The organism is Pseudoduganella sp. GW821-FHT12E03 (assembly GCF_058807115.1).
This window is the reverse complement of sequence record NZ_JBXAQJ010000015.1, coordinates 1-23,438: the sequence shown is the minus strand read 5'-3', so window position 1 is coordinate 23,438 and position 23,438 is coordinate 1. Positions and strand designations below refer to the sequence as shown.

Here is a 23,438-nt window from a genome sequence, read left to right as displayed (position 1 = left end):
GTTCCGTAGGGCGGTAATGACATTGCCGCCATGCTGGCCACGAACGCCAAAGAATTGCTTGACTTGACGTTAACGTAAACGTCATATAATTTCAGACACCACGTCCTGAACAGTCCAAGATCAAAGGATTTCCATGAACGACCTCTCCGCACCAAAACTCGCCGCTGCCGCTGAAGCGAAGCCGGCCAACAAGGTACGTTTTGTCACCGCCGCCTCGCTGTTTGACGGCCATGACGCTTCGATCAACATCATGCGCCGCATCCTGCAATCGAACGGCGTGGAAGTGATCCACCTGGGCCACAACCGTTCGGTCGATGAAGTGGTGACGGCGGCGCTGACGGAAGACGTGCAGGGCATCGCCATTTCCAGCTACCAGGGCGGCCACGTCGAATACTTCAAGTACATGCTGGACTTGCTGCGCCAGCGCGGCGGCTCCCACATCAAGGTATTCGGTGGCGGCGGCGGCGTGATCGTGCCGGAAGAAATCGCCGACTTGCACGCGTATGGCGTGACCCGTATTTTCAGCCCGGAAGATGGCCAGCGCATGGGCCTGGTGGGCATGATTCAATGGATGGTGCAGCAGTGCGACAGCGACCTGTCGCAATATGCGCCAACCTCGCTGGCGCCGCTGCAAACGGGTGACATGGCGGAACGCCACCGCCCGCTGGCGCAACTGATTACCGCGCTGGAAAACGACAAGGTCACACCGGAACTGCGCGCCGAACTGCAAGGCGCCGCGGAAAACCTGCCAGCACCGACCCTGGGCATCACGGGCACTGGCGGCGCCGGTAAATCGTCGCTGACCGATGAACTGATCCGCCGCATCCGCCTGGACCAGGGCGATGCGTTGAACATCGCCGTGATTTCCATCGACCCGTCGCGCCGCAAATCCGGTGGCGCGCTGCTGGGCGACCGTATCCGCATGAACGCGATCGGCCCGTGGGCTGGCCAGACCCGCATCTTCATGCGTTCGCTGGCGACCCGCGAAGCCGGCTCGGAAATTTCGCAGGCGCTGCCTGACGTGATCGCCGCGTGCAAGGTCGCGGGCTTTGACCTGGTGATCGTGGAAACCTCCGGCATCGGCCAGGGCGACGCCGCCATTGTGCCGCACGTCGATGTGTCGATGTATGTGATGACGCCGGAATTCGGCGCCGCCTCGCAGCTGGAAAAAATCGACATGCTGGACTTCGCGGACTTCATCGCGATCAACAAGTTCGACCGCAAAGGCGCACAGGATGCGCTGCGCGACGTGGCAAAACAGTACCAGCGCAACCGCGAACTGTGGTCCAAGCGTCCGGAAGAAATGCCGGTGTTCGGCACCCAGGCGTCGCGCTTCAATGACGACGGCGTCACGGCGCTGTACCAGGCCTTGCTGCCGGAACTGGCGCAATTCGGCATGAAGACCCGTCCCGGCATCCTCGATGCCTCCGACGTGCGCTTCTCGAGCGGCAAGCACGTCATCGTGCCACCGGCCCGCACCCGCTATTTGGCGGAGATTGCCGACACGGTGCGCGGCTACCACAAGAACACGAACAAGCAGGTGCAACTGGCGCGCGAACGCCAGCAACTGCAGGAAACCAAGCGCATGCTGGCCGCCGCCGGCAAGGATGCGGACCTGAACACGCTCGATGGCCTGATCACGGAACGCGACAGCGCGATGGATGGCGGCGCGAAAAAGCTGCTGGCGATGTGGCCTGACATGCAGGCCGCCTACGCGGGCGACGATTACGTGGTGAAAATCCGCGACAAGGAAATCCGTACCCGCCTGGTGCAGCATACGCTGTCCGGCACGCGCATCCGCAAGGTGTCGCTGCCGAAGTACCAGGACCACGGCGAAATCCTGCGCTTCCTGATGTCGGAAAACGTGCCGGGTTCGTTCCCGTTCGCGGCCGGCGTGTTTGCCTTCAAGCGCGAAGGCGAAGACCCGACCCGCATGTTTGCCGGTGAAGGTGACGCGTTCCGCACCAACCGCCGCTTTAAACTGGTCTCGACCGGCATGGATGCGAAACGCTTGTCGACCGCGTTCGACTCCGTGACCCTGTACGGCGCGGATCCGGCGATCCGTCCTGACATCTACGGCAAGATCGGCAACTCGGGCGTGTCGATCGCCACCCTGGACGACATGAAAGTGCTGTACGACGGCTTTAACCTGTGCAGCCCGAGCACCTCGGTGTCGATGACCATCAACGGCCCGGCGCCGACAATTTTGGCGATGTTCATGAACACCGCGATCGACCAGCAAGTCGACAAATTCGTGGAAGAAAACAAGCGCCAGCCGACCGACGATGAAGCGGCCAAGATCAAGGACTGGGTCTTGCAAAACGTGCGCGGCACGGTGCAGGCCGACATCCTGAAGGAAGACCAGGGCCAGAACACGTGCATCTTCTCGACCGAGTTCTCGCTGAAGGTGATGGGCGACATCCAGGAATACTTCGTTCACCACCAGGTGCGCAATTTCTACTCGGTGTCGATCTCGGGCTACCACATCGCCGAAGCCGGCGCGAACCCGATTTCGCAACTGGCCTTCACGCTGTCGAACGGTTTCACTTTTGTCGAAGCCTACCTGGCGCGCGGCATGCACATCGACGATTTCGCGCCCAACCTGTCGTTCTTCTTCTCGAACGGCATGGACCCGGAATACACGGTGCTGGGCCGCGTGGCGCGCCGCATCTGGGCGGTATCGATGCGCGACAAATACGGCGCCAACGACCGTTCGCAAAAGCTCAAGTACCACGTGCAAACGTCGGGCCGTTCACTGCACGCGCAGGAAATCGACTTCAACGATATCCGCACCACCTTGCAGGCACTGATCGCGATCTACGACAACTGCAACTCGCTGCACACCAACGCGTACGATGAAGCGATCACCACGCCGACCGACGAATCGGTACGCCGCGCACTGGCGATCCAGCTGATCATCAACCGCGAGTGGGGCCTGGCGAAAAATGAAAACCCGAACCAGGGTGCGTTCATCATCGACGAGCTGACCGACCTGGTGGAAGAAGCGGTATTGCAGGAATTCGAACGCATCGCCGAACGCGGCGGCGTGCTGGGCGCGATGGAAACCGGCTACCAGCGCGGCAAGATCCAGGAAGAATCGCTGCTGTACGAACACCAGAAGCACGACGGCACCCTGCCAATCATCGGCGTCAACACCTTCCGTAATCCGAAGGCTTCCGACGTGCCGGCGCCAATCGAACTGGCGCGTTCGACCGACGATGAAAAGCAGTCGCAACTGACGCGCCTGGCCGACTTCCACGCCCGCAACGCGGACAAGGCGCCGGCCGCGCTGGCAGCCTTGCAGAAGGCCGCGATCGACAATGAAAACGTGTTCGCCAAGCTGATGGACGCCGTGCGCGTATGCTCGCTGGGCCAGGTGACGGCGGCGCTGTTCGAGGTGGGCGGGCAGTACCGCCGCAATATGTAATCCCTGACCGCAAGGTCTGCTGAAGCGGCTTGCCGGGGCAACCCTGCAAGCCGTTTTTTTGCCCCCCAATGGGGCCAGGCGTGCATTCATGCGCAATTCCTGTGGGGTCAGGCGTGCATTCGTGCATTGCCGTCCCAGACTAGCCCCGTGGTTACGGGCTTTCTGACCGATTCCAGAGTTCGCGCATGCCAATCGTAACGGGACGACAAGCCAATCTCAACCAGGTGCCAACCAGAAGGTCCTGTAAACCAGCGGTGTCAGCGCGGGATATGCATCAATGCACGCCTGACCCCACCGGAAGAATGCACGAATGCACGCCTGACCCCATGTGGTAATGTGGACGGATCACTAACAGACAGGCAAGCACTCATGCTTCTTTCCGCCCCCATTCCCATCCTGCGCAGTTTTTCCGAAGCCAAGGCCCGCGAGTTCTATGTGGAATTCCTCGGCTTCACCGTGGAGTGGGAACACCGCTTCGAGCCCGACCTGCCGCTGTACATGGAAATCAAACGGGGCGGCCTGGTGCTGCACCTGAGCGAACACCACGGCGATGCGTCGCCGGGCGCCGCGCTGATTATCCCGGTGGATGATATCGATGCGCTGCAAGCCGAACTGATCGGCAAGCGCTATGGCTATGCGCGGCCCGGCATCGAAGAGTTGCCATGGGCGCGCCAGGTGTCGGTCACCGATCCATTCGGCAACCGCCTGCGCTTCCAGGCGCCGCCACGCGAGTAATCAGGCCGACAAGAACGGCAGCGCCTGTTCCAGCAACAGTTCCGGCGCTTCTTCCGGGATGTAATGGCCGCAAGGCAGCGCCATCCCGCGCACGTCGGCGGCCAGCGGCTGCCACTCGGCCAGCGGATCGAAGCATTGCGCCACCGTGCCTTGCGCCCCCCACAGCACCAGCATGGGACACGCGATCCTGCGGCCCGCCGCCAGGTCGGCCCGCTCATGATCCAGGTCGATGGTGGCGGACGCGCGGTAATCTTCGCAAATGCCATGCGCCGTGGCCGGGTCTTGCAGGCAGCGCAGGTACTCCGCATACGCCTCCGGCGCGAACGGCGCGAGGCCCGCGCTGCGGCTGCCCATCGTGGCTTTCAGGTAGGCATCCGGATTCGCGCTGATGGCCAGTTCCGGGAACGGTGCGGGGCGGATCAGAAAAAACCAGTGAAAGTACGCTGTGGCGAAGGCCATCGTGGTCTGTTCATACATCGCCAGCGTGGGGGCGATATCAAGCAGCACCAGCCGCGTCACCACATCGGGATGGTCAAGCGCCATGCGGTACGCGACACGGGCGCCCCGGTCATGCGCCAACACGGCAAACCGTTCATGGCCGAAATGGCGCATCAAGCCCAGTTGATCGAGCGCCATCACGCGCTTGGCGTAATTGCCGTGGTCCGGCAGCCCTGGCGGCTTGCCGCTGTCGCCATAGCCGCGCAAGTCGGCGGCAATCACCGTGAAGTGGCGTGCCAGTTCTGGCGCCACCTTGTGCCAGATGGCGTGGGTTTGCGGATGGCCGTGCAATAGCAACAGCGGCGGGCCGTTGCCGCCTTTCACGTAATGGATGGGGATTCCGCCGATATCGGCCGAGCCACGCTCGAAGTCTGCAAACATGCATGCCTCCACAAGATCAAACATTGTAGACGGACGGGCACGATGTCGCTGCGCGAAGTGTGCCCATGCATCATGGCACGCAATTTTCGCCAGTATCCTGGCGATTTTTCAGAAAATTCTCTAAATGACTGGCGAAACCCGCTCAGCCCGGCCGCCCCACCGTCGCCCCCGGCACCAACACCGGCTGCCACAGCACCTGTAACGTTTCCGGCGCCGCGCCGCCGGCCAGCGCCAGCAGCATGTCGATCATTTGGGCGCCCGCCGCGCGCGGGTCCGGCTGGTCCACCGTGGTGACGTTGATGCCGGCCAGCGTGTCGGCCATGGCGCCCCACACGATGATGGAAATATCCTTGCCCACTTCCACGCCCGCATCGAGCAGCGCGCGCATGGCGCCCACGCCGGACAAGTGGTTGTCGACAATCACGGCGGTCGGGCGCGGCGAGCATTCCAGCAATTGCTGCATGCCCTGGTAACCGCTGCGGCGGTCCAGGGTGTCTGGGATCATGTGGCGCGGATCGGGCGTCAGGCCGGCTTCCATCATGCAGGCCATAAAGCCTTCCTTGCGCTGGCAGGCGAAGTTCATGGCCAGCGGCGCCGACAGCAGCGCAATGCGCTGGTGGCCGTGCGCCAGCAAGTGCCGCATCGCGAGACGGATACCGGCCTCGTTGTCATAGTCGAACCACGCATAAGGCGCGTCGAGTTTCGTGCGGCCATGGGCGACGAACGGGAAACGCACTTTCAGCAAATAGGCAATGCGCTCGTCGTGCAGCTGGGTGCGGCTCACCACCAGGCCATCGACACGGCGGCCGCGCACGATCTGCTCGTAGGCGGCCAGCTCATTGCCGGCGGACACGGGGCCGATGATGAAATTCATCTTGCGCGCTTCCAGCGTTTCCGTCATGCCCCCGACCGTGTCAAGGAACATCGGATCGCCCAGGTCGGACGGCAGCAAGGGATAAATAATGCCGTACACATTGGTACGGCCAACCGCCAGGCTGCGCGCCATCGGGTTGGCTTCATAGCCCGCTTCGCGCGCTGCTTTCAGCACGCGTTCACGCGTCATCGCGTTGACTTCGGGATAGCCGTTGAGGGCACGGCTGACCGTCGTTTTGGACATGCCAAGCAGGTTGGCGAGGCTCTTCAGGTTCATTGCATTGCTCAGGTCTGACCGGGCATTATAGCCGAGCTGCCAACATCGCCGCTTCCCGCGTCCACGGATTTCTTGAAAAAATGCAACATAATCAAGATGATAGAGATCGGGGCCAGGGTCAGGTAAAACGCAAAGCGGCCATCAAAGGTGCCGAAAACATAGCCCGTGATCAGCGACCCGGTGGTGCCGCCCAATGCGGAAAAAATCACCAGCAAGCCCGTCATTGCTGAATGTTGATGCTTTGGCAGGGAGCTCAGCATGACCGAATTGATACCCGGATAAATCGGCGCCATGAACAGGCCGATCAGCGGAAACAGGAACGCCGCGATGGGCGCGGTGGCCCACGTCACCTGTTGGTTTTGTACAACACCATGGGTCAGCGGCAGCGCCAGCAAGACCATGGCACCCATGCCCAGTACGCATGCATTCATGACCGGATACCAGTGCAGGCGGCGCATCAGCACCCCAGCCGACAAGCGCCCCACCGCCAGGCACCCGGCAAAGATGCTGGTCACCTGCACACTCATGGCGGCCGGCAGCATCAGGATTTCATTGTTAAACGTCGGCAGCCAGGTGCCCACGGCCTGCTCGATCAGCACGTACAGGAACGCCGTCAGCACGAACACACACACCAGCGGCTTGAAGAACAGTTTCAGCATGGCGGCGAAATCCTGCGCCAGCGTGCTGCCACGCGGCGGCGCCGCCGCATGTTCATCGAACGGCGTGGCCAGCACCAGCACGAAGGTCAGTGCGCACAGGACGGACAGCACCCAGTACACCTGCAGCCAGCTGGTCGATGCCGGATTGGACGAATCGATGAAGTGCCCGAACAGCCAGTAAGCGGACAGCACCCCCACCATGAAAAACCCTTCCAGCATATTCATCATGCCGGCATGCTGGCGGCGGTCTTGCGCCACCAGGCCGATGGTGGAATACACCGACACCTTCACCAGCGCGAAAGCGACGCCGGTGCAAAAGAACAGCAGCTTGGCGGTGGCAAACGCTGGCAGCAGCGGCATCAGTGCGCACGCCACACTGACCAGCGCCAGCGCCGCCAGCATGGCTTTCTTGTAGCCGATACGGGGCAGAAACGACGCCACCATGAACGACACCACGGCAATCGGCAAATCCTTGAATCCCTCCAGCACGCTGGCGGCGGATTTGCTGACGCCATAGTTGTTAATCACCTGCAGGATCACGGTGCCTACGCTGTTGAGCAGGATCGCGAACACAAAGTAAATCAGGAATAACGCAAACAGGATGCGCTGCTTGTTCATGGTGTCTCCCCCGGTTTCGGGTGGTTTTTTAATAGTTATTCAAATCAAAGCAGGCCAGGCCCGGTATCACGAAATCGGCCTGCGCCAGCACGGCGGCGTCGCCGATGCCGACCGCCGTCATGCCGGCCGACTTGATCGAGGCCACGCCGGCCACCGCGTCTTCCACGCCGAGGCAGCGCGATGGCGGCACATCGAGCGCGCTGGCCGCCTTCAGGAAAATTTCCGGATCCGGTTTGCCACGCGCAAGTTTGGCGGCATCGACCACGTAATCGAATTTGGCGGTGATGCCAAGTTTGTCGAGCACCGTGAACGCGTTCTTGCTGACCGACGCCAGGCCGACCTTCATGCCGGCGGCGCGGCAGCTGTCAAGCGCCCGCACCGCGCCCGGCAGCAAGTCGTCCGGCGTCATGTTGGCGATCAGCGCCACATATTGCGCATTTTTTTCTTCGGCCAGCGCCAGCTTTTCCGCCAGCGAATACTGGCGCGTGGCCGCCATCAAAATGCGCTCCAGCGATCCCATCCGGTCGATGCCTTTCAACTGTTCATTGAATTCTTCATCAAAGTGCACGCCCTGAGTGCCCGCCAGCCGCATCCAGGCCAGGTAATGGTAGCGCGCCGTATCGGTGATCACGCCGTCGAGATCGAAAATGACGGCATCGTATTTATTGGCCGGGTTGTGTGGGGTGTTCATGGGCATTCCTTCACGGGAGAGTTGACGGTCAGCGCCACGCGCTGGCCCTGGTGGGAAAACGCCAGCGCCGCCCCCTGCAGCAACCGGTAAGTGGTACAGCCTTGCTCCACGCGCACCTGCAACAGGCAGTCACGCAAGTGCACATTGAACTGGTAATGCGTCCATTGCTTTGGTAACACCGGTGCAAAGCGCACATCGCCATCGACCACGCGCATGCCGGCAAAGCCATACGCCACGCCCATCCAGGTGCCGGCCATGGCCGCCGTGTGCACGCCGTAGTGGGTATTGCCATGCGTGTTGTCGAGATCCAGGCGCGCCGTCCCCATGAAGTAGGCATATGCCTTGTCGTGGTAACCCACTTCGGAAGCAATGATGGAAAAGATGCAGGACGACAGCGACGAATCGTGCGTGGTCACCGCTTCGTAGTAATCAAAGTCGCGCCGCTTGTCATCCAGCGCGAACTGGTCGGACAGCAGCAGCAGCGCCAGCACCACGTCGGCCTGCTTGCACACCTGGTGGCGGTAGATCACCAGCGGATGGTAGTTCAGCAGCAGCGGGTAGTTTTCCTTCGGCGTGTTGGCGAAATCCCACACTTTCTTGTCGAGGAAACTGTCATCCTGCGGATGGATGCGCAGCGCTTCGTCATATGGCAAGTGCATGCAGCCGGCGGCGCGGCGCCACAGCGCGGACTCGCCCTCTTCCAGCGCCACGGCTTTGGCGATGCGCTTGAAGTGTTCCGGCCATTCGCGCTGCAGGCGTTCGGCGATCGATGCGGCGAATTCCAGATGCATCTTCGCCATGGCGTTGGTGTAGTAATTGTTGTTCACCAGCGCCGTGTATTCATCGGGGCCCGTCACTTCATTGATGCAATAGCGGCCCTGGCGGTCGAAGTGTCCCAGCCCCATCCAGATCCGTGCGGTTTCCATGACGATTTCCGCGCCACAGTTCAGCAGGTAGTCCTCGTCATTGGTGGCTTCGATATACAGCTTGATGGAATACGCGATGTCGGCATTGATGTGGTATTGCGCGGTGCCGGCCGGATAGTAGGCCGAGCATTCGACACCGGCAATGGTGCGCCACGGGTATAAGGCGCCTTTGGCGTGCGACATCTGGCGCGCGCGTTCCCGCGCCAGCTGCAGGCCGGCGTAGCGGTATTCCAGCAGCTTGCGCGCGATGTCCGGTTTCGAATACAGGAAGAACGGGAAGATGTAAATTTCCGTGTCCCAGAAATAGTGGCCTTCATAGCCCTCGCCCGTCACGCCTTTCGCGGAAATGTTGGTCTTGCCATCGCGGCCCACCGATTGCAGCAAGTGGTACTGGTTGAAGTGCATGCCCTGCTGCAGCGCATCGTCGCCGGCGATTTCCACGTCGGCGTGGCGCCAGAAGTCGGCCAGGTAGCGTTCCTGTTCACTGGCCAGCGCACGGAAGCCGGCGGCGGCGGCAATCGCCAGGGTGGCCTTGGCGCGCGCCATCAATTCATTATCCGGATAATCGCGCGATGTGAAGTAGCAGCCATATTTCGTCAGGCGCACGGTTTCATTTTGCAGCGCCGCCACGCGGTAGCTCTGCTCCAGGTATTCGCCGTTGCGCGCCAGCGCCACTTCGGCCACACCGCGCACATCGGTGTGCGCGGCCGTCACCAGCAGGAAGCCGCTGTTGGCGGTGCGCTGCGCCAGCGCGGAAAAATGCGGCGCCTGTTCAATATCGGCCAGCACCAGCGAGCGCCCGGAAATCGCCGAGCCCACGCGCGGATCGTCGCCTGCTTCCAGGTTTTTCACCGCGCCATTGATGGTGGACACCAGGGTGATCGCGCCGGAAAAATTCAGCGGCGTCACGTCATACTCGATCGCAAACAAATGCTTTTCCGTGAAACTCACCAGGCGCCGGCTGCTGATGGCAACCTTGCGGCCCTGCGGCGAGGTCCATTCCAGCGTGCGGCGCAACTGGCCGGTGCGGAAATCAAGCACCCGTTCATAACTGTCCAGGGTGCCCTGCAGCGGATCGAAGCGTTCCTCTTCCAGCCACAGTGCAATGCCTTTGGCGTTCGGCACATTGAGCATGAACTGGTTGGTGCGCGCCAGACCGTGGGCGTTTTCCGGATAGTGGATCGATTCCGATTCGTAAAAACCGTTCAGATACGTGCCGTCCAGCGACGTCCCCTTCGGCCCCGTATACCCCTCCTCGTGCGTGCCGCGCAGGCCGATATAGCCATTGCCCAGCGCGAACAGGGTTTCGTCGAGAAAATGCGAAGCCGTATCGAAGGCGGTTTCGCGGATGCACCACGGGTCCAGCGGGTAGGTGTGTTGAGGGAAGGCGTCAGATGGCACGATGCGGTCCTTTGCAGGTATTCAAACCGGTTTGGATTTCAGATCAAAAGCCGGGCTGTGGGGTGTTGCTACAAAAACGGGGTGGAAATGATGTGCCGACGGTTTGCCGGCACGGCGGCTTTGTAAAAGCCGCCCTACATCTGTTTTACGTCTGGCGCACCATCAGCGTGGTCGGCAGCATTTCCGAATGCACTTGCTGGCCTTCGATCAGCGCCAGCATTTTCTTCGCCAGCAGCACGCCGCCGTCGCGCAAATACTGGTGCACGCTGGTCAGCGGCGGCACGAAACTGGCCGCGCTCGGCGTATCGTCATAACCAATCACGGAGACCGCTTCCGGCACCCGTATTTCTTTCTCGGCCAGCGCGCGGATCGCGCCCATGGCCAGGGTATCGCTGGCGGCAAACACGCCGTCCACCACGGTGCCCTTTTTCTTCAACAGCGCGGACATGCATTCAAAGCCCGCTTCAAACGTGAACGCTTTCGGGCGCAGGATATGCACGGAACCCTGGCCGCCGATCGCGTCGATAAAACCGGCGCAGCGCTCCTGGACTTCCGCATGGTCCACGTCGCCCAGGAACACCAGCTTGCGCCGCCCCTGCTCGAGGAAGCGTTGCGCGGCGCTGGCGCCGCCGGCGCGGTTGTCGCTGCCCACCACGATGTAGCGCCCGCCCGGTTCCGGCGCCCCCCACACCACCAGCGGCAAGGTGGTGCTTTGCAGCGCATGCGCCGCCTCGCTGTGCGACCCCTGTCCCAGCAGGATCATGCCATCCGCGCCCTGCACCGGCGCGGTATCGAGCAAATGCTTCGACGTCAGCACCACGCTATAGCCGGCGGTGGTCAATTCCTGCGTGATGCCGCCCAACAGTTCCAGCGGGTACGGGTCGGACATCGGACGGCCCTTCACGGGGGTCATTTCCACCACCACCGCCACCGAATAACTGCGGCGCATGCGCAAATTGCGCGCGCTCACATTCAGGCGGTAGCCCTGCTCGGCGGCCAGTTGCCGCACTTTTTCCCGCGTTTCCGGTGTGACCAGCGGGCTGTCACGCAAGGCGCGGGATACCGTGATCTTGGACACACCGGCCATGCGGGCCAGGTCTTCCATGGTCAGGCCCGCGTCACTGTTGCGGATACCACTCTTGTTCGCCGCCATTTGCTGTTCTTTTTAATCGATTTTCACTTGTCCTTGCGGCGCATTATGACAGGTTTTTTGGAATGCACAAGAAAAATGACATCGATATCATTTTCATTGACATCGATATCATTTGGGTTTTTAATGGCCTAACTTTCGCAAATGACACAAGCGGAAGCGTGTGGACAGCCGCCTTGCAAACTCTCCCGGGGTGGCGCAATGTCCAGGAGACGACACGACCCATACCGACAAGAAAGCAAATAAAATGAGCCCGAATAAGTTCCTGTTATCGTCAGTCACGCTGGCTGTACTGACGCTGGTTAGCCAGGCGCAAGCCGCCGACGCCCCCGCCGCAACCACCCCTGACCAGGCCACCGCGCCGGCGGCCGGCACGCCCGCTGCGGCGCCCGCCAAAAAAGACGCCGTGGCCGCCGAGCTGCAAACCGTGGTGGTGACAGGCGTGGCCGGGTCGCGTGGCGTACGCAAACTCGATTCCGCGTTTTCCATCACCACCGCCACCGAAGAACAGTTGAAAGCCGCCTCGCCCAGCAGCACGGCCGATGTGCTGAAACTGGTGCCGGGCGTGTATGCGGAAGCCACCGGAGGCCAGTCCGGCGCCAACATCGAAGTGCGCGGCTTCCCGTCCGGCTCCGATTCGCCGTTCGTCTCGGTGCAAATGAACGGCAACCCGATTTATCCGGTGCCGACCCTGTCGTTCTTCGAAGGCTCCTCGGCATTCCGCCTCGACGACACGGTGGAACGGGTGGAAGTGTTGCGCGGCGGCCCCAGCACCATCTTCTCGGATGGCCAGCCTGGCGCCACCATGAACTTCATCCTGAAAAAAGGCAGTGATACGCCGGAAGGCTCGGTGCGTTTCACCACTGGCACCGGCGAATTGCGCCGCGTCGACATGTTTTATGGCGGCAAAATCAGCGATGGCTGGTATGCCAGCGTGGGCGGCTTTTACCGCACCACGCACGGCGTGCGCGATTCCGGCTTCCCGGCCGACGATGGCCACCAGATCACCGGCACCCTGACCAAGAAACTCGACCAGGGCGAACTGACCCTGTATGCGCGCAGCACCAATGACAAGAATGCGTTTTACACCGGCGTGCCGCTGATCTCCGCCAACGAAGGCCGCTCCATCTCGCCATTCCCCGGCTTCGATCCGCTCAAGGGCACCCTGATGAGCAATGAAATGCGCCGCTTCACGGTGGAAGCCGCGCCGGGCAAGACCCTGACGTACGACCTGGGCGACGGCCGCGGCTTGAAAGCCACGGTCTTCGGCGCGGAATTCGACCAGAAATTCGCCGGCTGGAATGTCTCCAACAAGTTCAACCGCTTCGATGGCGACATGAACACCATCGCCATGTTCACGGGGAATAACCCGTTGACGATGGGCGCCTATAAAACCCAGGCCATGGCCTCCGCCAATGGCAATGCCGGCGTGCTGGCGGCGGCGGGCGGCGCCGCCACGGCGGCCACCGCGACCTTCGTCAACGGCGGCGCGCCAGTGGCGGACAGCACGCAAGTGGTGCAGGCCGGCCTGTGGGCGGTCGAGAAAAAACTCAAATCGTTCACCGATGAATTACGCATCAGCCGCGAATGGCTGCCGAACAATACCGTGACGGTGGGCGCTTACTTCGCCAACTATACGGCGGCAGATACCTGGTACCTGGGCAGCAGCCATTTGATGACGGCCACGCCGAACGCCCGCCTGATCAACGTGAAACTGAATAATGGCGTGGTGGTGTCCAACAATGGCAAAGAGGGGCCGGTGTTTTTTGCGCCGAACGCCTCGTATGACGGCAGCAATACCGCGTTCTATGTGTCGAACGAATGGCAGGTCAACGACCGCATCAAGGCGGATGCCGGCATCCGCCGCGAACGCCAAAGCATCAGCGGCACCGTGTCGAATTTGATGTCCGGCGACACCGACAGCAACTTGCTGACCGTGTACAACAATGGCACGTCGATGCCAAGCGGCGCCTACACCGCGCTGGGCCGCAAGGATACCGCCACCTCGTTCACGATTGGCGGCAATTACAAGCTGACCAAGGATTCCAGCGTCTTTGCGCGCGCCAATTCCGGCCATACTTTCATTGCCTTCGACACCCTGCGCAACGCGGGCACGCAAGCCAATGTCGATGACCGCAACCAGAACCCGACGCCGACCGTCAAACAGTTCGAGGTGGGGTTCAAGACCGTGGACAAGCTGTACAGCGCGTACATCAATGCCTTCCACACGCAATTCGACGGTATCGCCTTCCAGCAAATCCTGTCGAACGGGACGATCTTGAATTCCGTCAGCGGCTCCAAGGGCACCGGCGTGGAATTCGAAGTGGCGGTGCGTCCCATCCAGAACCTGACCCTGTCGCTGACCGGCGATTATCAAAAATCGACCTACAAGGACAACCCGGCCACGGCCGGCAAGATGGTGCAGCGCCAGCCGAAGCTGCAATTCCGCTTCACGCCGACCTACCGCATCCCGCTGGGCGACGACAACAGCCTGAAGCTGTATGGCACCTACACCTCGATCGGTTCGCGCTGGGCCGACCAGGCCAACACGCAATACCTGCCGTCGTACCACACGCTGGACCTGGGTGTGCTGCTGCAGCTGGGTGAAAAAGTCGAAGTGCGCCTGGCCGGCACCAACTTGAACAATGCCCTGGGCCTGACGGAAGGCAATTCACGCCTGACCGGCGCCAACTCCGGCCCGATCAACGCCCGTCCCCTGTTCGGCCGCGCCATTGAAGCATCGCTGCTGTACCGCTTCTGAGGCAGTCTTGGCGTGCTGTAGGGCGGCTTGGCTTTTCAAGCCGCCGTGCGTGCCGGCAACGGCGGCTTGATGAAACCAAACCGCCCTACGATTTTCACTTCCCTGTAGTGCTTTAGGGTAAAGCCGAGCCCCCCTCCGGCTTTACCCTTTTTTCTTGCCCCCACTGGCACAAATTGTCGTTTTGGCCTACCCTTACTGGTGAACACTGCCGGTGATTCCGTGTCGCCACGTCCAGAATTCGCCGACCTTCCGCCAGCCGTCAAGGGGTGCCCACGTGGTTTCCGTCTCGTCCGTCGAATCGCTGCGCAACGCGGTAGCTCTTGCTGAACGTAAAGTACAGCAGGACCAGACACGCGTGGACCAGGACGCGCGCCGCCTCGATGACAGCCGCAGCCAGCTGGTCCGCGACAAAGAGCAACTGTCCAGTAACCAGAAAGCCGAACGGCAGGCCGAGAGCGCCGCCGCCCCCACCGCCGCGCCGGTGCGGCTGGACCGCGCCATCAGCAAAGACGTGCCGGACGATGTGCTGCCCCGCGCGCCCCAGCTCAATGCGCAGGGGCAAACCGTGGGGCGCGTGATCAATATTACTGTTTAGCCAGCTTCCACCACTGGGCCGTTGCGCCCGGTTGTTTCACATTGAGTTGTGCACCGATTTCCGGCGTGACCACGACCTGGCCGCGCTCGGCCGCCAGCGCCGTGATCCGCTCAAACGGGTCGGTCCAGCTGTGCAGCGCCAGGTCGAACGTGCCGTTATGGATCGGTAACAGCACTTTGCCCCGTAAATCGATATGCGCTTGCATGGTTTGTTCCGGCAGCATGTGCACGTCCGGCCATTGCGGATCGTAGGCGCCGGTTTCAATCATGGTCAGGTCGAACGGACCGAACTTGTCGCCGATGGCTTTAAAACCGTCGAAATACCCGGTATCGCCGGAAAAGAACACGCGCTGGCCGGCGGACTGGATCACCCACGACGCCCACAGTGTTTTATTCCCATCGAGCAGGCCGCGGCCGGAAAAGTGTTGGGCCGGGGTCGCGGTCAGGCGCACGCCTTCCACCACCGCCGATTGCCACCAGTCCAGCTGTTTGACTTTCGCGGCCGGCACGCCCCATCGGATCAAGGTGTCGCCCACGCCCAGCGGCGTGATAAACCACTCGACTTTCGGCGCCAGCGCCAGCACGGCGTCATGGTCGAGGTGGTCATAGTGGTCGTGCGACAGGATCACGCCTTTCATCTTCGGCAAGTCGTCAATCGTAATCGGCGGCGCGTGGAAGCGTTGCGGGCCCAGCCATTGCACCGGCGAAGCACGCTCGGAAAAGACCGGGTCGGTCAGCCACAGGCCGCCATCGAGCTTCAGCAGCATGGTCGAATGGCCGAGCCGGAACACGCTGTGGTCAGGCGCGGCCTCCAGCTGGGCGGCCGTCAGCGCCTGTACCGGCAGCGCACGGTCCGGCACCGTGCCGGCCGGCTTTTGGAACGCCATTTGCCACATCACGCGCAAGGTGCCCATCAGGCCCAGGCGGTGCATCGGCTGGGGATTTTTGAAACGCCCCTCCTGCTGTTGCGGTGAGACGTACTCAATATCTTTCGCGGACAAGGTGCAATAAGTCATGGTCAATAACACTCCGGTGAGCAAGGTCAGAAAGGCGCGTTTCATGGGGATGGCCTCAAAAAGTATACTGCACAGTGTAGTTTCGTTTTTTGAGAAAGTAAACTACCCGGTGTAAAATACTTTGCATGGAACCCATCGCCCCCCAACGCCTGACCGACCGCAAGCGGCAAGCCATTGTCGACGCCGCCCTGGCGGAATTCCGCGCCCACGGCTTCGACGCCACCAGCATGGACAAGATCGCCCTGGCGGCCGGCGTGTCAAAACGCACGGTGTACAACCATTTCCCCAGCAAAGACGATTTGTTCGATCACATCCTGCAAGAACTGTGGGACAGCAGCGCGGCGCTACAGGCATGCCGCTACCAGCCGGACGTGGACGTGCGCACGCAGCTGATCACATTGCTGGGTCAGAAAATGGCGTTATTGCAAGACCAGTACTTCCTGGACCTGGCGCGTGTGGCCATTGCGGAAGGCATTTTGCGGCCCGAGCGGGCGCGGGAAATGGTGGCAAAGTTATCCGACAAGGAAGGCGGCATGACCGCGTGGCTGCGCGCGGCGTCGGCCGACGGCAAGCTCAAGCCGCTCGATCCCGTGTTTGCCGCACATTTGCTGCAGGGGCAATTGAAGGCGTTCGCGTTCTGGCCGCAGGTGACGATGGGCCAGGCGTTGCTCGATACGGCCAGCCAGCAGGCGCTGGTAACAACCACCGCCGACATGTTCCTTGCCTACTACGCCATGTCACACCCTGGGGTCTGACCCCATTTATGACAAAAGTGGACATTTCAGAAGCACCGGATGTCCATTTTTGTCACATTCGGGGTCTGACCCCAGGGTGTGACATCTTTATGGGGTTTCTGGGATACCGGAGAAATTCGGCTTCGGCAACGGCATCACATGCACGCGGCTCCACAAACCGGCCCAGCCGGGCGGCCACGGTAAATCCGGGCCGCTGTAGGCGGGCAAGCCGGCGCGCACCGGGACCACCGGCACCGCCGGCATGTCGGTCAGCGGGCCACCGTCAGGGCGCTGCATATCGAGGCTGTACATGTAGCCAGGCAGCAGCGCGTCGCACACCATGGCAAACCACGCGGTATGGTCTTCATCGCGGCCCAGCGCCTGCGCCAGTCCCTGCGGATCGAATTTCGCCAGCGCGTGGATCAATTCATCGGTATCGGCGCCGGGATTATCGCCCCAGCCCATCACCGGATTCACGTTGTAATCGGCGCCCGAGCCATACCAGCCTTCACGCCAGGCGCGCTGCATCCAGTCGCGCGGGCCAGTGAACAAATGCCAGCGCCAGTGCAGGCCGGACGGCTTCGGCCACGAATGCAGGTACAGCTTCTGGTAACCCGCCTGGTGCAGGGCGCGCACCATCGCCATCAGGCGCGCGTGCGGCATGCGGTCCGGCGGGGCGCGCCGGAACAAAATCGCTTCGCCATCGGCATACTGCACTTCATCGGTCGACAAATTCAAATCCAGGGTGCGCGACTCGCCACCGAAGCGGGCAGAAATCCAGCCGGTCAACAGGTTGACCGCCGTGATCACGCCATAGCCGCGGAATCGGTGGAAGATGACAGTGCCGGGGGCAAGTGCTTTCATGGTCGTGCGAGGTGCCTGCTACACAAAGAGTCCAGTGTAGTCATAGCTTACCGGACTTTCCAGCCCATCATGCACGCAAATGCGGAATGTTTCATATGGCTGCGCTTCGCGTTATCATTCTGTCCTTGCTCACCCATGGAATGACATCATGACCCTGCGTATCCTCGCATCCGGCGGCACGTTCGATAAACATTACAATGAATTGAACGGCAGCCTGGGTTTCGCCGACAGCCACCTGCCACAAGCGATCGCCCGCTCCCGCATGACCATCAATCCGGCGCTGGAATTGCTGCCGCTGATGGATTCGCTCGATATGCAAGATGAAGACCGCCAGCGCATCCTGGCGTCATGCCAGGCCGCCAAAGAGCATGCCATCGTCATCATCCATGGCACCGACACCATGAGAGAGACCGCCGCCGTGCTGGGCGCCGCCAACCTGGAGCAGACCATCGTGCTGACCGGCGCGATGATTCCGTATGAAATCGCCAATTCGGACGCCCTGTTCAACCTGGGCTTCGCATGCGGCGTCGCGCAAATCCTCACGCCGGGCGTGTACGTCGCCATGAACGGCAAGGTGTTCCCGTGGGATGACGTGCAAAAGAACCGCGCCGCCGGCGTGTTCCAGAACTTGTAAAAAAATATGGGGCCCGCAGGCCCCATATTTTTTTATGCCTTGGCTTCGCCGCCCAGGGCTTCCACCACGTCGGCCATCAGCTTCGACAATTCACCCGTCATCAGCATGAAGTCGCCATCGAAGCGTTCGTCGTCGTTGCGCGTGCTGTTTTCCGTTTCCTTCAGCACGTCCAGCGGCTTGACGCCTTTCAGCGCCAACGATTCCGTCAGGGTGAACGAAATCTTGCTGTCCCACGTCATTGCCAGGCGCGTGCACTGCTTGCCGGAGGCGATGTGGCGGCGCACTTCGTCGGCTTCCAGCGTGTGGCGCACATAGCGCACGGCCGCCTTGCTTTCGCCGGTGGCGCGCAATTCGGTGTCCATGTCGACCGTGAACCCGGCCGGCGCATCGTCGGCCTGCAGCCATTCGGTCATCACGCCCACCGGCGAGCGGTTGACGCGCAGGCTTTCCAGCGGCATGCGGTCGACGGCTTTCAACAACAGCTTGATCACTTCATCGGCCTTGGCCGGGCTGGCCGCATCGACCACCAGCCAGCCGTTGACCGGGTCGATCCAGGTCCACACGTTGCCGCGGATCGAGAAGGCGCGCGGCAACAGTTCGTCCGCCACGCGTTCTTTCAATTCTTTCATGGCTTTTTTGCCGGGCGCGAAGCCTTGCGCTTCTTCCATTTCCGCGGCACGGGCCTTGGCCACCTGGTTGATGACGGTGGCTGGCAACAGTTTTTTCTCGGTGCCCAGCAGAATCAGCATCTGCTTGTTCACCACGTGCACCAGGCCGCCGTTTGGACGCGGTTTGTCCCAGCCCTGGCGCAGCAATTCATTGCTGCTGGCCGGCGAAAACGCGTTCGATGCCAGCGCCGCCTCGAGTTGCTCAGGAGTAAATGCCCAGGGTGCGGGCAGACGGTAAATTTGTAGATTTTTGAACCACATACGGTTTGTTTGCCTTGTTCAGCTAATTCCGGGGGAACGACATTTTACACGCCGCGCCACCCACTTCTTAAAGGTCGGAAAAAAGTTCCCCTTGTGTTGCAACATCATGCAGCGCCAGTTCATCGATGCCCGACAGGGCACTGACGCGCACACCCAATAACCGCAAGCGCTGGTCCAGCGGCACCCGCCGCAGGCACTCGCCCGCCGCGCGGCGGATCACCGCGCCATCGCAGGTCGGCGCCGGCAGCGTGACGTCGCGCGTGACGGTGTGAAAATCCGCATAGCGCAGCTTGATGCCCACCGTGCGCCCCACGCAGCGCTTGCGCACCAGGTCTTCCCCCAGGCGCAGGCACAGCCGCGTGAAAATCTCCGACAGCACGTCCTTGTCATGCTTCGCATGTAAATCGCGCTCGAACGTGGTTTCGCGGCTCACGGTCTTCGGTTCCGAACTGGTCGATATCGACCGTTCGTCCTGGCCATGCGACACGCGCGCCAGCCACTGCGCATAATTCAAGCCAAAATATTCCTGCAGCAGCTTGGGTTCGGCCGCCGCCAGCTCCCCCACGGTAAAGATGCCCAGCGTGGCCAGTTTGTCATTGGCCTTGGGACCGATCCCGTTAATTTTCCGCACCGGCAGCGGCCAGATCCGGGTCGGCACGTCATCCATCGCCACCACCGTCAAGCCATTCGGCTTTTCCAGGTCGGAGCACACTTTCGCCAGCAATTTGTTGGGCGCGATACCGATCGAACAGGTCAGCCCCGTCGCCTCCCTGACCGCGTCCTTCAGGCGCTGCGCCAGCTCGCGCGTTTCCCCTTCCACTTCGGTCAGGTCGATATAAATTTCATCGATGCCCCGGTCTTCGATTTGCGGCGCGATGGCCGCCACCGCCGCCTTGAACAGGCGCGAATAGCGGCGGTACGAGTCAAAGTCCGTCGGCAGCAAAATCGCTTCCGGCGCCAGCGCGGCGGCCTTCATCATGCCCATCGCGGAAAACACGCCCAGCGCCCGCGCTTCATACGTCGAAGTGGTGACCACGCCCCGTCCCACATATTCCTTCAGGCGGTAGTAGCGCCGGCTGCCATCGGGCAGGATGGCCGGCTGGTGCGCCGTGCGGCCGCCGATCACCACCGGCTGCCCGCGCAATTCCGGATAGCGCAGCAATTCGACGGACGCGTAAAACGCATCCATGTCGAGATGGGCGATGCGGCGGACGGCAGGCATGTGTGGCGCAATAACAAAAAACAATCGGATAACTGGGATTATATACAGCATTATAGGCGGTTGCTGTCCAGCACATACTTGAGCAAAGGATGAAATACGGGCAAGCTGGGATCGCTATCCGCGTTTCGTCTCTCATCTTCGTCTCTCACCAACCACCGTGAAAGGAATCACAGTGAGCTTGTCCAACTTGCGCATCGGTGCACGCCTCGGACTGGGTTTCGGCCTGACCATTGTCATCATGCTGATCATGTCGCTGGTCGGCATCAACCGCATCCGCCACACTGCCTCACTGACCGACCAGATCGTGCACCAGCGTTATGCCAAGGTCGCACTGACCAATGAATTCCGCAGCTTCGCCAACCGTGGCGCGCAAGCGCTGCGCAATGCGATGCTGGCGCCCAACGCGGCGCAGGCGCAAACCTTCCTGGCGCAAATGGCCGACGCCGACCGCGCCGGCGATGAACGCGCCGCCAAGTTCGCAACCATGCTGAAAGACGACGAGCGCCAGATGTTCAACGAGTCGGGCGAAGCCTTCAAGGCCTATGCCGCCACGCGCGCGGCGGCGCTCAGCACCATGGCCGGAGACGACCGCGAAGCCGCCGTGCAGGCGCTGTTCAAGGACGTGATCCCGGTGCAGAACGCTTACTTCGGCAAGCTGGACGCGATGCTGAAATACCAGACCGAGCAAATGGAAAAAGATGGCAAGGAAGCCGATGCCGCGGCCAGTTTCGCCACCACGCTGATGCTGTCGCTGCTGGCCCTGGCGACCTTGCTGTCGCTGGGCGGAGGCTATGCCATCACGCGTTCCGTCACCACACCGATCAACGAAGCCGTGCACCTGGCGGAAACCGTGGCGCAGGGCGACCTGACGGTCGCCATCCAGACCGACCGGCGCGACGAGACAGGCCGCCTGCTCAATGCGCTGAAAGACATGGTGGCCAGCCTGACGCGCACCGTCGGCGCCGTGCGGGCGGGCACTGACACCATCACCACCGCCTCGGCGGAAATCGCCGCCGGCAACAACGATCTATCGGCCCGCACCGAACAGCAGGCCGCCAGCCTGGAAGAAACCGCGTCATCGATGGAAGAATTGACGTCCACTGTCAAGCAAAACGCCGACAATGCGCGCCAGGCCAACCAGCTGGTGGTGTTTGCGGCGGACTTCGCCAACAAGGGTGGCAATGTGGTGAGCCAGGTGGTCGATACCATGGGCTCGATCAAGGAAAGCTCGGGCAAGATCGCCGACATCATCGGCACCATCGACGGCATTGCGTTCCAGACCAATATCCTGGCGCTCAATGCGGCGGTGGAAGCGGCGCGGGCGGGCGAACAGGGCCGCGGCTTTGCCGTGGTCGCGTCGGAAGTGCGCACCCTGGCGCAGCGCTCTGCGGCGGCGGCCAAGGAAATCAAGGAATTGATCAATGATTCCGTGGCCAAGGTCGATACCGGTGGCAAGCTGGTCGATGAAGCCGGCGCCACCATGCAGCAAATCGTATCGTCCGTGAAACAGGTGGCCGACATCATGAGCGAGATCGCGGGCGCCAGCGCGGAACAGAGTTCCGGCATCGAACAGGTCAATCTCGCCATCACCGACATGGACGCCGCCACTCAGCAAAATGCCGCGCTGGTGGAACAGGCGGCAGCCGCCGCCTCCAGCATGCAGCAGCAGGCGGTGCAACTGGCCGAGGCGGTGGCGGTGTTCAAGATGCATGGCCATCAGTCGGCATCGGGGCGCTCGCTGGCGCTGCGATGAACTGTGCCGCCATGCCCGCCCCTACGCGGCCAGCTCGTTGCCCGCCAGGTAGCCCCGCGCACGGAACCACGCGGCCGACGCCTCATCGGCGGGGAAGAACGCTTCGAGCCGCAATTCATGCACCGTCACGTCGTGCGGCGTGCCCAGGGTCGTGATGGTGGTGAACAAATTCAATTCCACCCCATCCTTGCTGATCTGCAGCGGTAAAAACGGCAAGGCGCGGCGGTCCAGGTTAGGCGGCGGCATGCCGCCCAGGCCCGCCAGCGCCGTCAATTCGCCCAGCAAGGCGGTCGCTTCGCTGCCCGGGCCATCGCTCATGGCTTCGCGCTGTATCCAGTGCAGCAAATCCGCGCCGACATCGTGTTCGTTGCGCACGTATTGGCGCAGGCCGCCGGGCGCCATCATCAGCTTGAGCACATTGACGCTGCCATCGCGCGGGATCGCCGCCTCGGCCGGCATGTCGAGCAGCCATTTCATGAAGCCGGCGGCCGGTTCATTGTGCATCACCAGGTTCCACAGCCGGTCCACCACCAGCGCCGGATAAGGCGCCTGCTGCGCCAGCATGAAGTCCAGCGCCTGTTTCACGGCGCGTAATTCCGGGTCATCCATCTTGCGCTCCTGGTAGGCGGGCGCAAATCCGGCCGCCAGCAACATGACATTGCGCTCGCGCAGCGGGATATCGAGCACCACGCCCAGTTTCAAAATCAAGTCGCGGCTCGGTTGCGAACGGCCGCTTTCCAGGAAACTGATGTGGCGCTGTGAAATGCCGCTGTCGGTCGACAACCGCAGCTGGCTGTAGCCGCGCTTGCCGCGCCAATAGCGCAGGGCGGCGGAAAAGTCGCTGAAATATTGCTCGGGGGCGGCGCTCAAGGTGCACTCCTCAACAGGTGGCGGCGGAATCCATTGTACGGATTGTGCCGCCGCTGGCGATTACGTGGCGGGTAATCGTACCCACTGCGCGTATCGGCTGCGCGCGCCACCTTCCAGCCAGCAACGATTGACGCAAATTTCAACGCGATAGAAAAAAACTTGCACACTCAAAAAAGGCCGTCTATAATTCGGCCTCCTTCAGACGTGATGACAAACGTTGGAGTGTTAGAAGCGGGGCGCTTAGCTCAGTTGGTAGAGCGGATGCCTTACAAGCATTAGGTCGGGAGTTCGACCCTCTCAGCGCCCACCACCGCCTAACACGGAAATGAAGACAAGATGCGCAAGCAAGGAGTGGTAGTTCAGTTGGTTAGAATACCGGCCTGTCACGCCGGGGGTCGCGGGTTCGAGCCCCGTCCACTCCGCCA

At 61.7% G+C, this 23,438-nt stretch carries 18 protein-coding genes and 2 tRNA genes; 9 read left to right on the top strand and 11 right to left on the bottom strand.

The genetic code is table 11. From position 1 onward, the window contains the following. Positions 1 to 133: 133 nt before the first annotated feature. Both icmF and AC1RRC_RS29365 read left to right on the top strand, forming a co-directional pair. Positions 134 to 3,427, top strand: a complete 3,294-nt coding sequence (icmF, locus tag AC1RRC_RS29370) for a fused isobutyryl-CoA mutase/GTPase IcmF (protein WP_493059244.1) — start codon at positions 134 to 136, stop codon at positions 3,425 to 3,427. Positions 3,428 to 3,796: 369 nt separating this feature from the next. Continuing rightward, positions 3,797 to 4,162 carry a glyoxalase superfamily protein gene (locus tag AC1RRC_RS29365; protein ID WP_493059243.1) on the top strand — a complete coding sequence of 122 codons (366 nt, stop codon included), beginning with the start codon at positions 3,797 to 3,799 and terminating at the stop codon, positions 4,160 to 4,162. Here AC1RRC_RS29365 and AC1RRC_RS29360 read toward each other — a convergent pair whose 3' ends face one another. From AC1RRC_RS29360 to AC1RRC_RS29335, 6 genes are all read right to left on the bottom strand, one after another. Further along, positions 4,163 to 5,041, bottom strand: coding sequence for an alpha/beta fold hydrolase (locus AC1RRC_RS29360; protein ID WP_493059242.1), 879 nt, complete (start codon positions 5,039 to 5,041; stop codon positions 4,163 to 4,165). A 142-nt stretch (positions 5,042 to 5,183) separates the two neighbouring features. After that, positions 5,184 to 6,191 carry a substrate-binding domain-containing protein gene (locus AC1RRC_RS29355; protein WP_493059240.1) on the bottom strand — a complete coding sequence of 336 codons (1,008 nt, stop codon included), beginning with the start codon at positions 6,189 to 6,191 and terminating at the stop codon, positions 5,184 to 5,186. Positions 6,192 to 6,199: 8 nt separating this feature from the next. After that, positions 6,200 to 7,468 (bottom strand): MFS transporter, encoded by a 1,269-nt coding sequence (locus AC1RRC_RS29350; RefSeq protein ID WP_493059238.1) that lies wholly within the window; start codon positions 7,466 to 7,468, stop codon positions 6,200 to 6,202. 28 nt (positions 7,469 to 7,496) lie between these two features. Then, on the bottom strand, positions 7,497 to 8,159 hold the full coding sequence (gene pgmB / locus AC1RRC_RS29345) for a beta-phosphoglucomutase (protein WP_493059237.1): 663 nt from the start codon (positions 8,157 to 8,159) through the stop codon (positions 7,497 to 7,499). After that, a complete protein-coding gene (locus AC1RRC_RS29340; protein WP_493059235.1) occupies positions 8,156 to 10,486 on the bottom strand; it encodes a glycoside hydrolase family 65 protein in 2,331 nt (776 codons plus the stop codon). Before AC1RRC_RS29340 ends, pgmB begins: the two co-directional genes overlap by 4 nt. A 145-nt stretch (positions 10,487 to 10,631) precedes the next feature. Then, positions 10,632 to 11,639: a LacI family DNA-binding transcriptional regulator gene (locus AC1RRC_RS29335; RefSeq protein ID WP_493059233.1), complete on the bottom strand. Its 1,008-nt coding sequence runs from the start codon at positions 11,637 to 11,639 to the stop codon at positions 10,632 to 10,634. A 244-nt stretch (positions 11,640 to 11,883) separates the two neighbouring features. Here AC1RRC_RS29335 and AC1RRC_RS29330 point away from each other — a divergent pair, with 244 nt between their 5' ends. Beyond that, the gene (locus AC1RRC_RS29330) at positions 11,884 to 14,397 is read left to right on the top strand and encodes a TonB-dependent receptor (RefSeq protein WP_493059232.1); all 2,514 of its coding nucleotides are present in this window, start codon (positions 11,884 to 11,886) and stop codon (positions 14,395 to 14,397) included. A gap of 274 nt (positions 14,398 to 14,671) precedes the next feature. Continuing rightward, positions 14,672 to 14,992 (top strand): hypothetical protein, encoded by a 321-nt coding sequence (locus AC1RRC_RS29325; RefSeq protein WP_493059230.1) that lies wholly within the window; start codon positions 14,672 to 14,674, stop codon positions 14,990 to 14,992. On the opposite strand, the gene AC1RRC_RS29320 is transcribed toward AC1RRC_RS29325, so the two are convergent. Continuing rightward, positions 14,982 to 16,052: an MBL fold metallo-hydrolase gene (locus AC1RRC_RS29320; protein ID WP_493059228.1), complete on the bottom strand. Its 1,071-nt coding sequence runs from the start codon at positions 16,050 to 16,052 to the stop codon at positions 14,982 to 14,984. The two genes, AC1RRC_RS29325 and AC1RRC_RS29320, sit on opposite strands and share 11 nt — an antisense overlap. 80 nt (positions 16,053 to 16,132) lie before the next feature. Between AC1RRC_RS29320 and AC1RRC_RS29315 the strand changes: the two genes are divergently transcribed. Next, positions 16,133 to 16,762, top strand: a complete 630-nt coding sequence (locus AC1RRC_RS29315) for a TetR/AcrR family transcriptional regulator (RefSeq protein WP_493059227.1) — start codon at positions 16,133 to 16,135, stop codon at positions 16,760 to 16,762. Between the two features lie 87 nt (positions 16,763 to 16,849). On the opposite strand, the gene AC1RRC_RS29310 is transcribed toward AC1RRC_RS29315, so the two are convergent. Beyond that, entirely contained in the window at positions 16,850 to 17,605 is a 756-nt protein-coding gene (locus tag AC1RRC_RS29310) for an L-asparaginase (RefSeq protein WP_493059226.1), read from the bottom strand. Between the two features lie 148 nt (positions 17,606 to 17,753). On the opposite strand from AC1RRC_RS29310, the gene AC1RRC_RS29305 reads away from it, so the two are divergent. Further along, on the top strand, positions 17,754 to 18,239 hold the full coding sequence (locus AC1RRC_RS29305) for an asparaginase domain-containing protein (protein ID WP_493059225.1): 486 nt from the start codon (positions 17,754 to 17,756) through the stop codon (positions 18,237 to 18,239). Between the two features lie 32 nt (positions 18,240 to 18,271). On the opposite strand, the gene AC1RRC_RS29300 is transcribed toward AC1RRC_RS29305, so the two are convergent. Next, the gene (locus tag AC1RRC_RS29300) at positions 18,272 to 19,168 is read right to left on the bottom strand and encodes a recombination-associated protein RdgC (RefSeq protein ID WP_493059224.1); all 897 of its coding nucleotides are present in this window, start codon (positions 19,166 to 19,168) and stop codon (positions 18,272 to 18,274) included. Positions 19,169 to 19,235: 67 nt separating this feature from the next. Then, the gene (gene dinB, locus AC1RRC_RS29295; RefSeq protein ID WP_493059223.1) at positions 19,236 to 20,390 is read right to left on the bottom strand and encodes a DNA polymerase IV; all 1,155 of its coding nucleotides are present in this window, start codon (positions 20,388 to 20,390) and stop codon (positions 19,236 to 19,238) included. Positions 20,391 to 20,562: 172 nt separating this feature from the next. Between dinB and AC1RRC_RS29290 the strand changes: the two genes are divergently transcribed. After that, complete coding sequence (locus tag AC1RRC_RS29290) at positions 20,563 to 22,143, top strand: methyl-accepting chemotaxis protein (protein WP_493059222.1); 1,581 nt, start codon at positions 20,563 to 20,565, stop codon at positions 22,141 to 22,143. Between the two features lie 21 nt (positions 22,144 to 22,164). On the opposite strand, the gene AC1RRC_RS29285 is transcribed toward AC1RRC_RS29290, so the two are convergent. Then, complete coding sequence (locus AC1RRC_RS29285) at positions 22,165 to 23,013, bottom strand: helix-turn-helix domain-containing protein (RefSeq protein ID WP_493059221.1); 849 nt, start codon at positions 23,011 to 23,013, stop codon at positions 22,165 to 22,167. A 234-nt stretch (positions 23,014 to 23,247) separates the two neighbouring features. Here AC1RRC_RS29285 and AC1RRC_RS29280 point away from each other — a divergent pair. Both AC1RRC_RS29280 and AC1RRC_RS29275 read left to right on the top strand, forming a co-directional pair. Next, positions 23,248 to 23,323: transfer RNA gene (locus AC1RRC_RS29280), tRNA-Val, on the top strand. A gap of 38 nt (positions 23,324 to 23,361) precedes the next feature. Beyond that, positions 23,362 to 23,438 (top strand) — tRNA-Asp (locus AC1RRC_RS29275).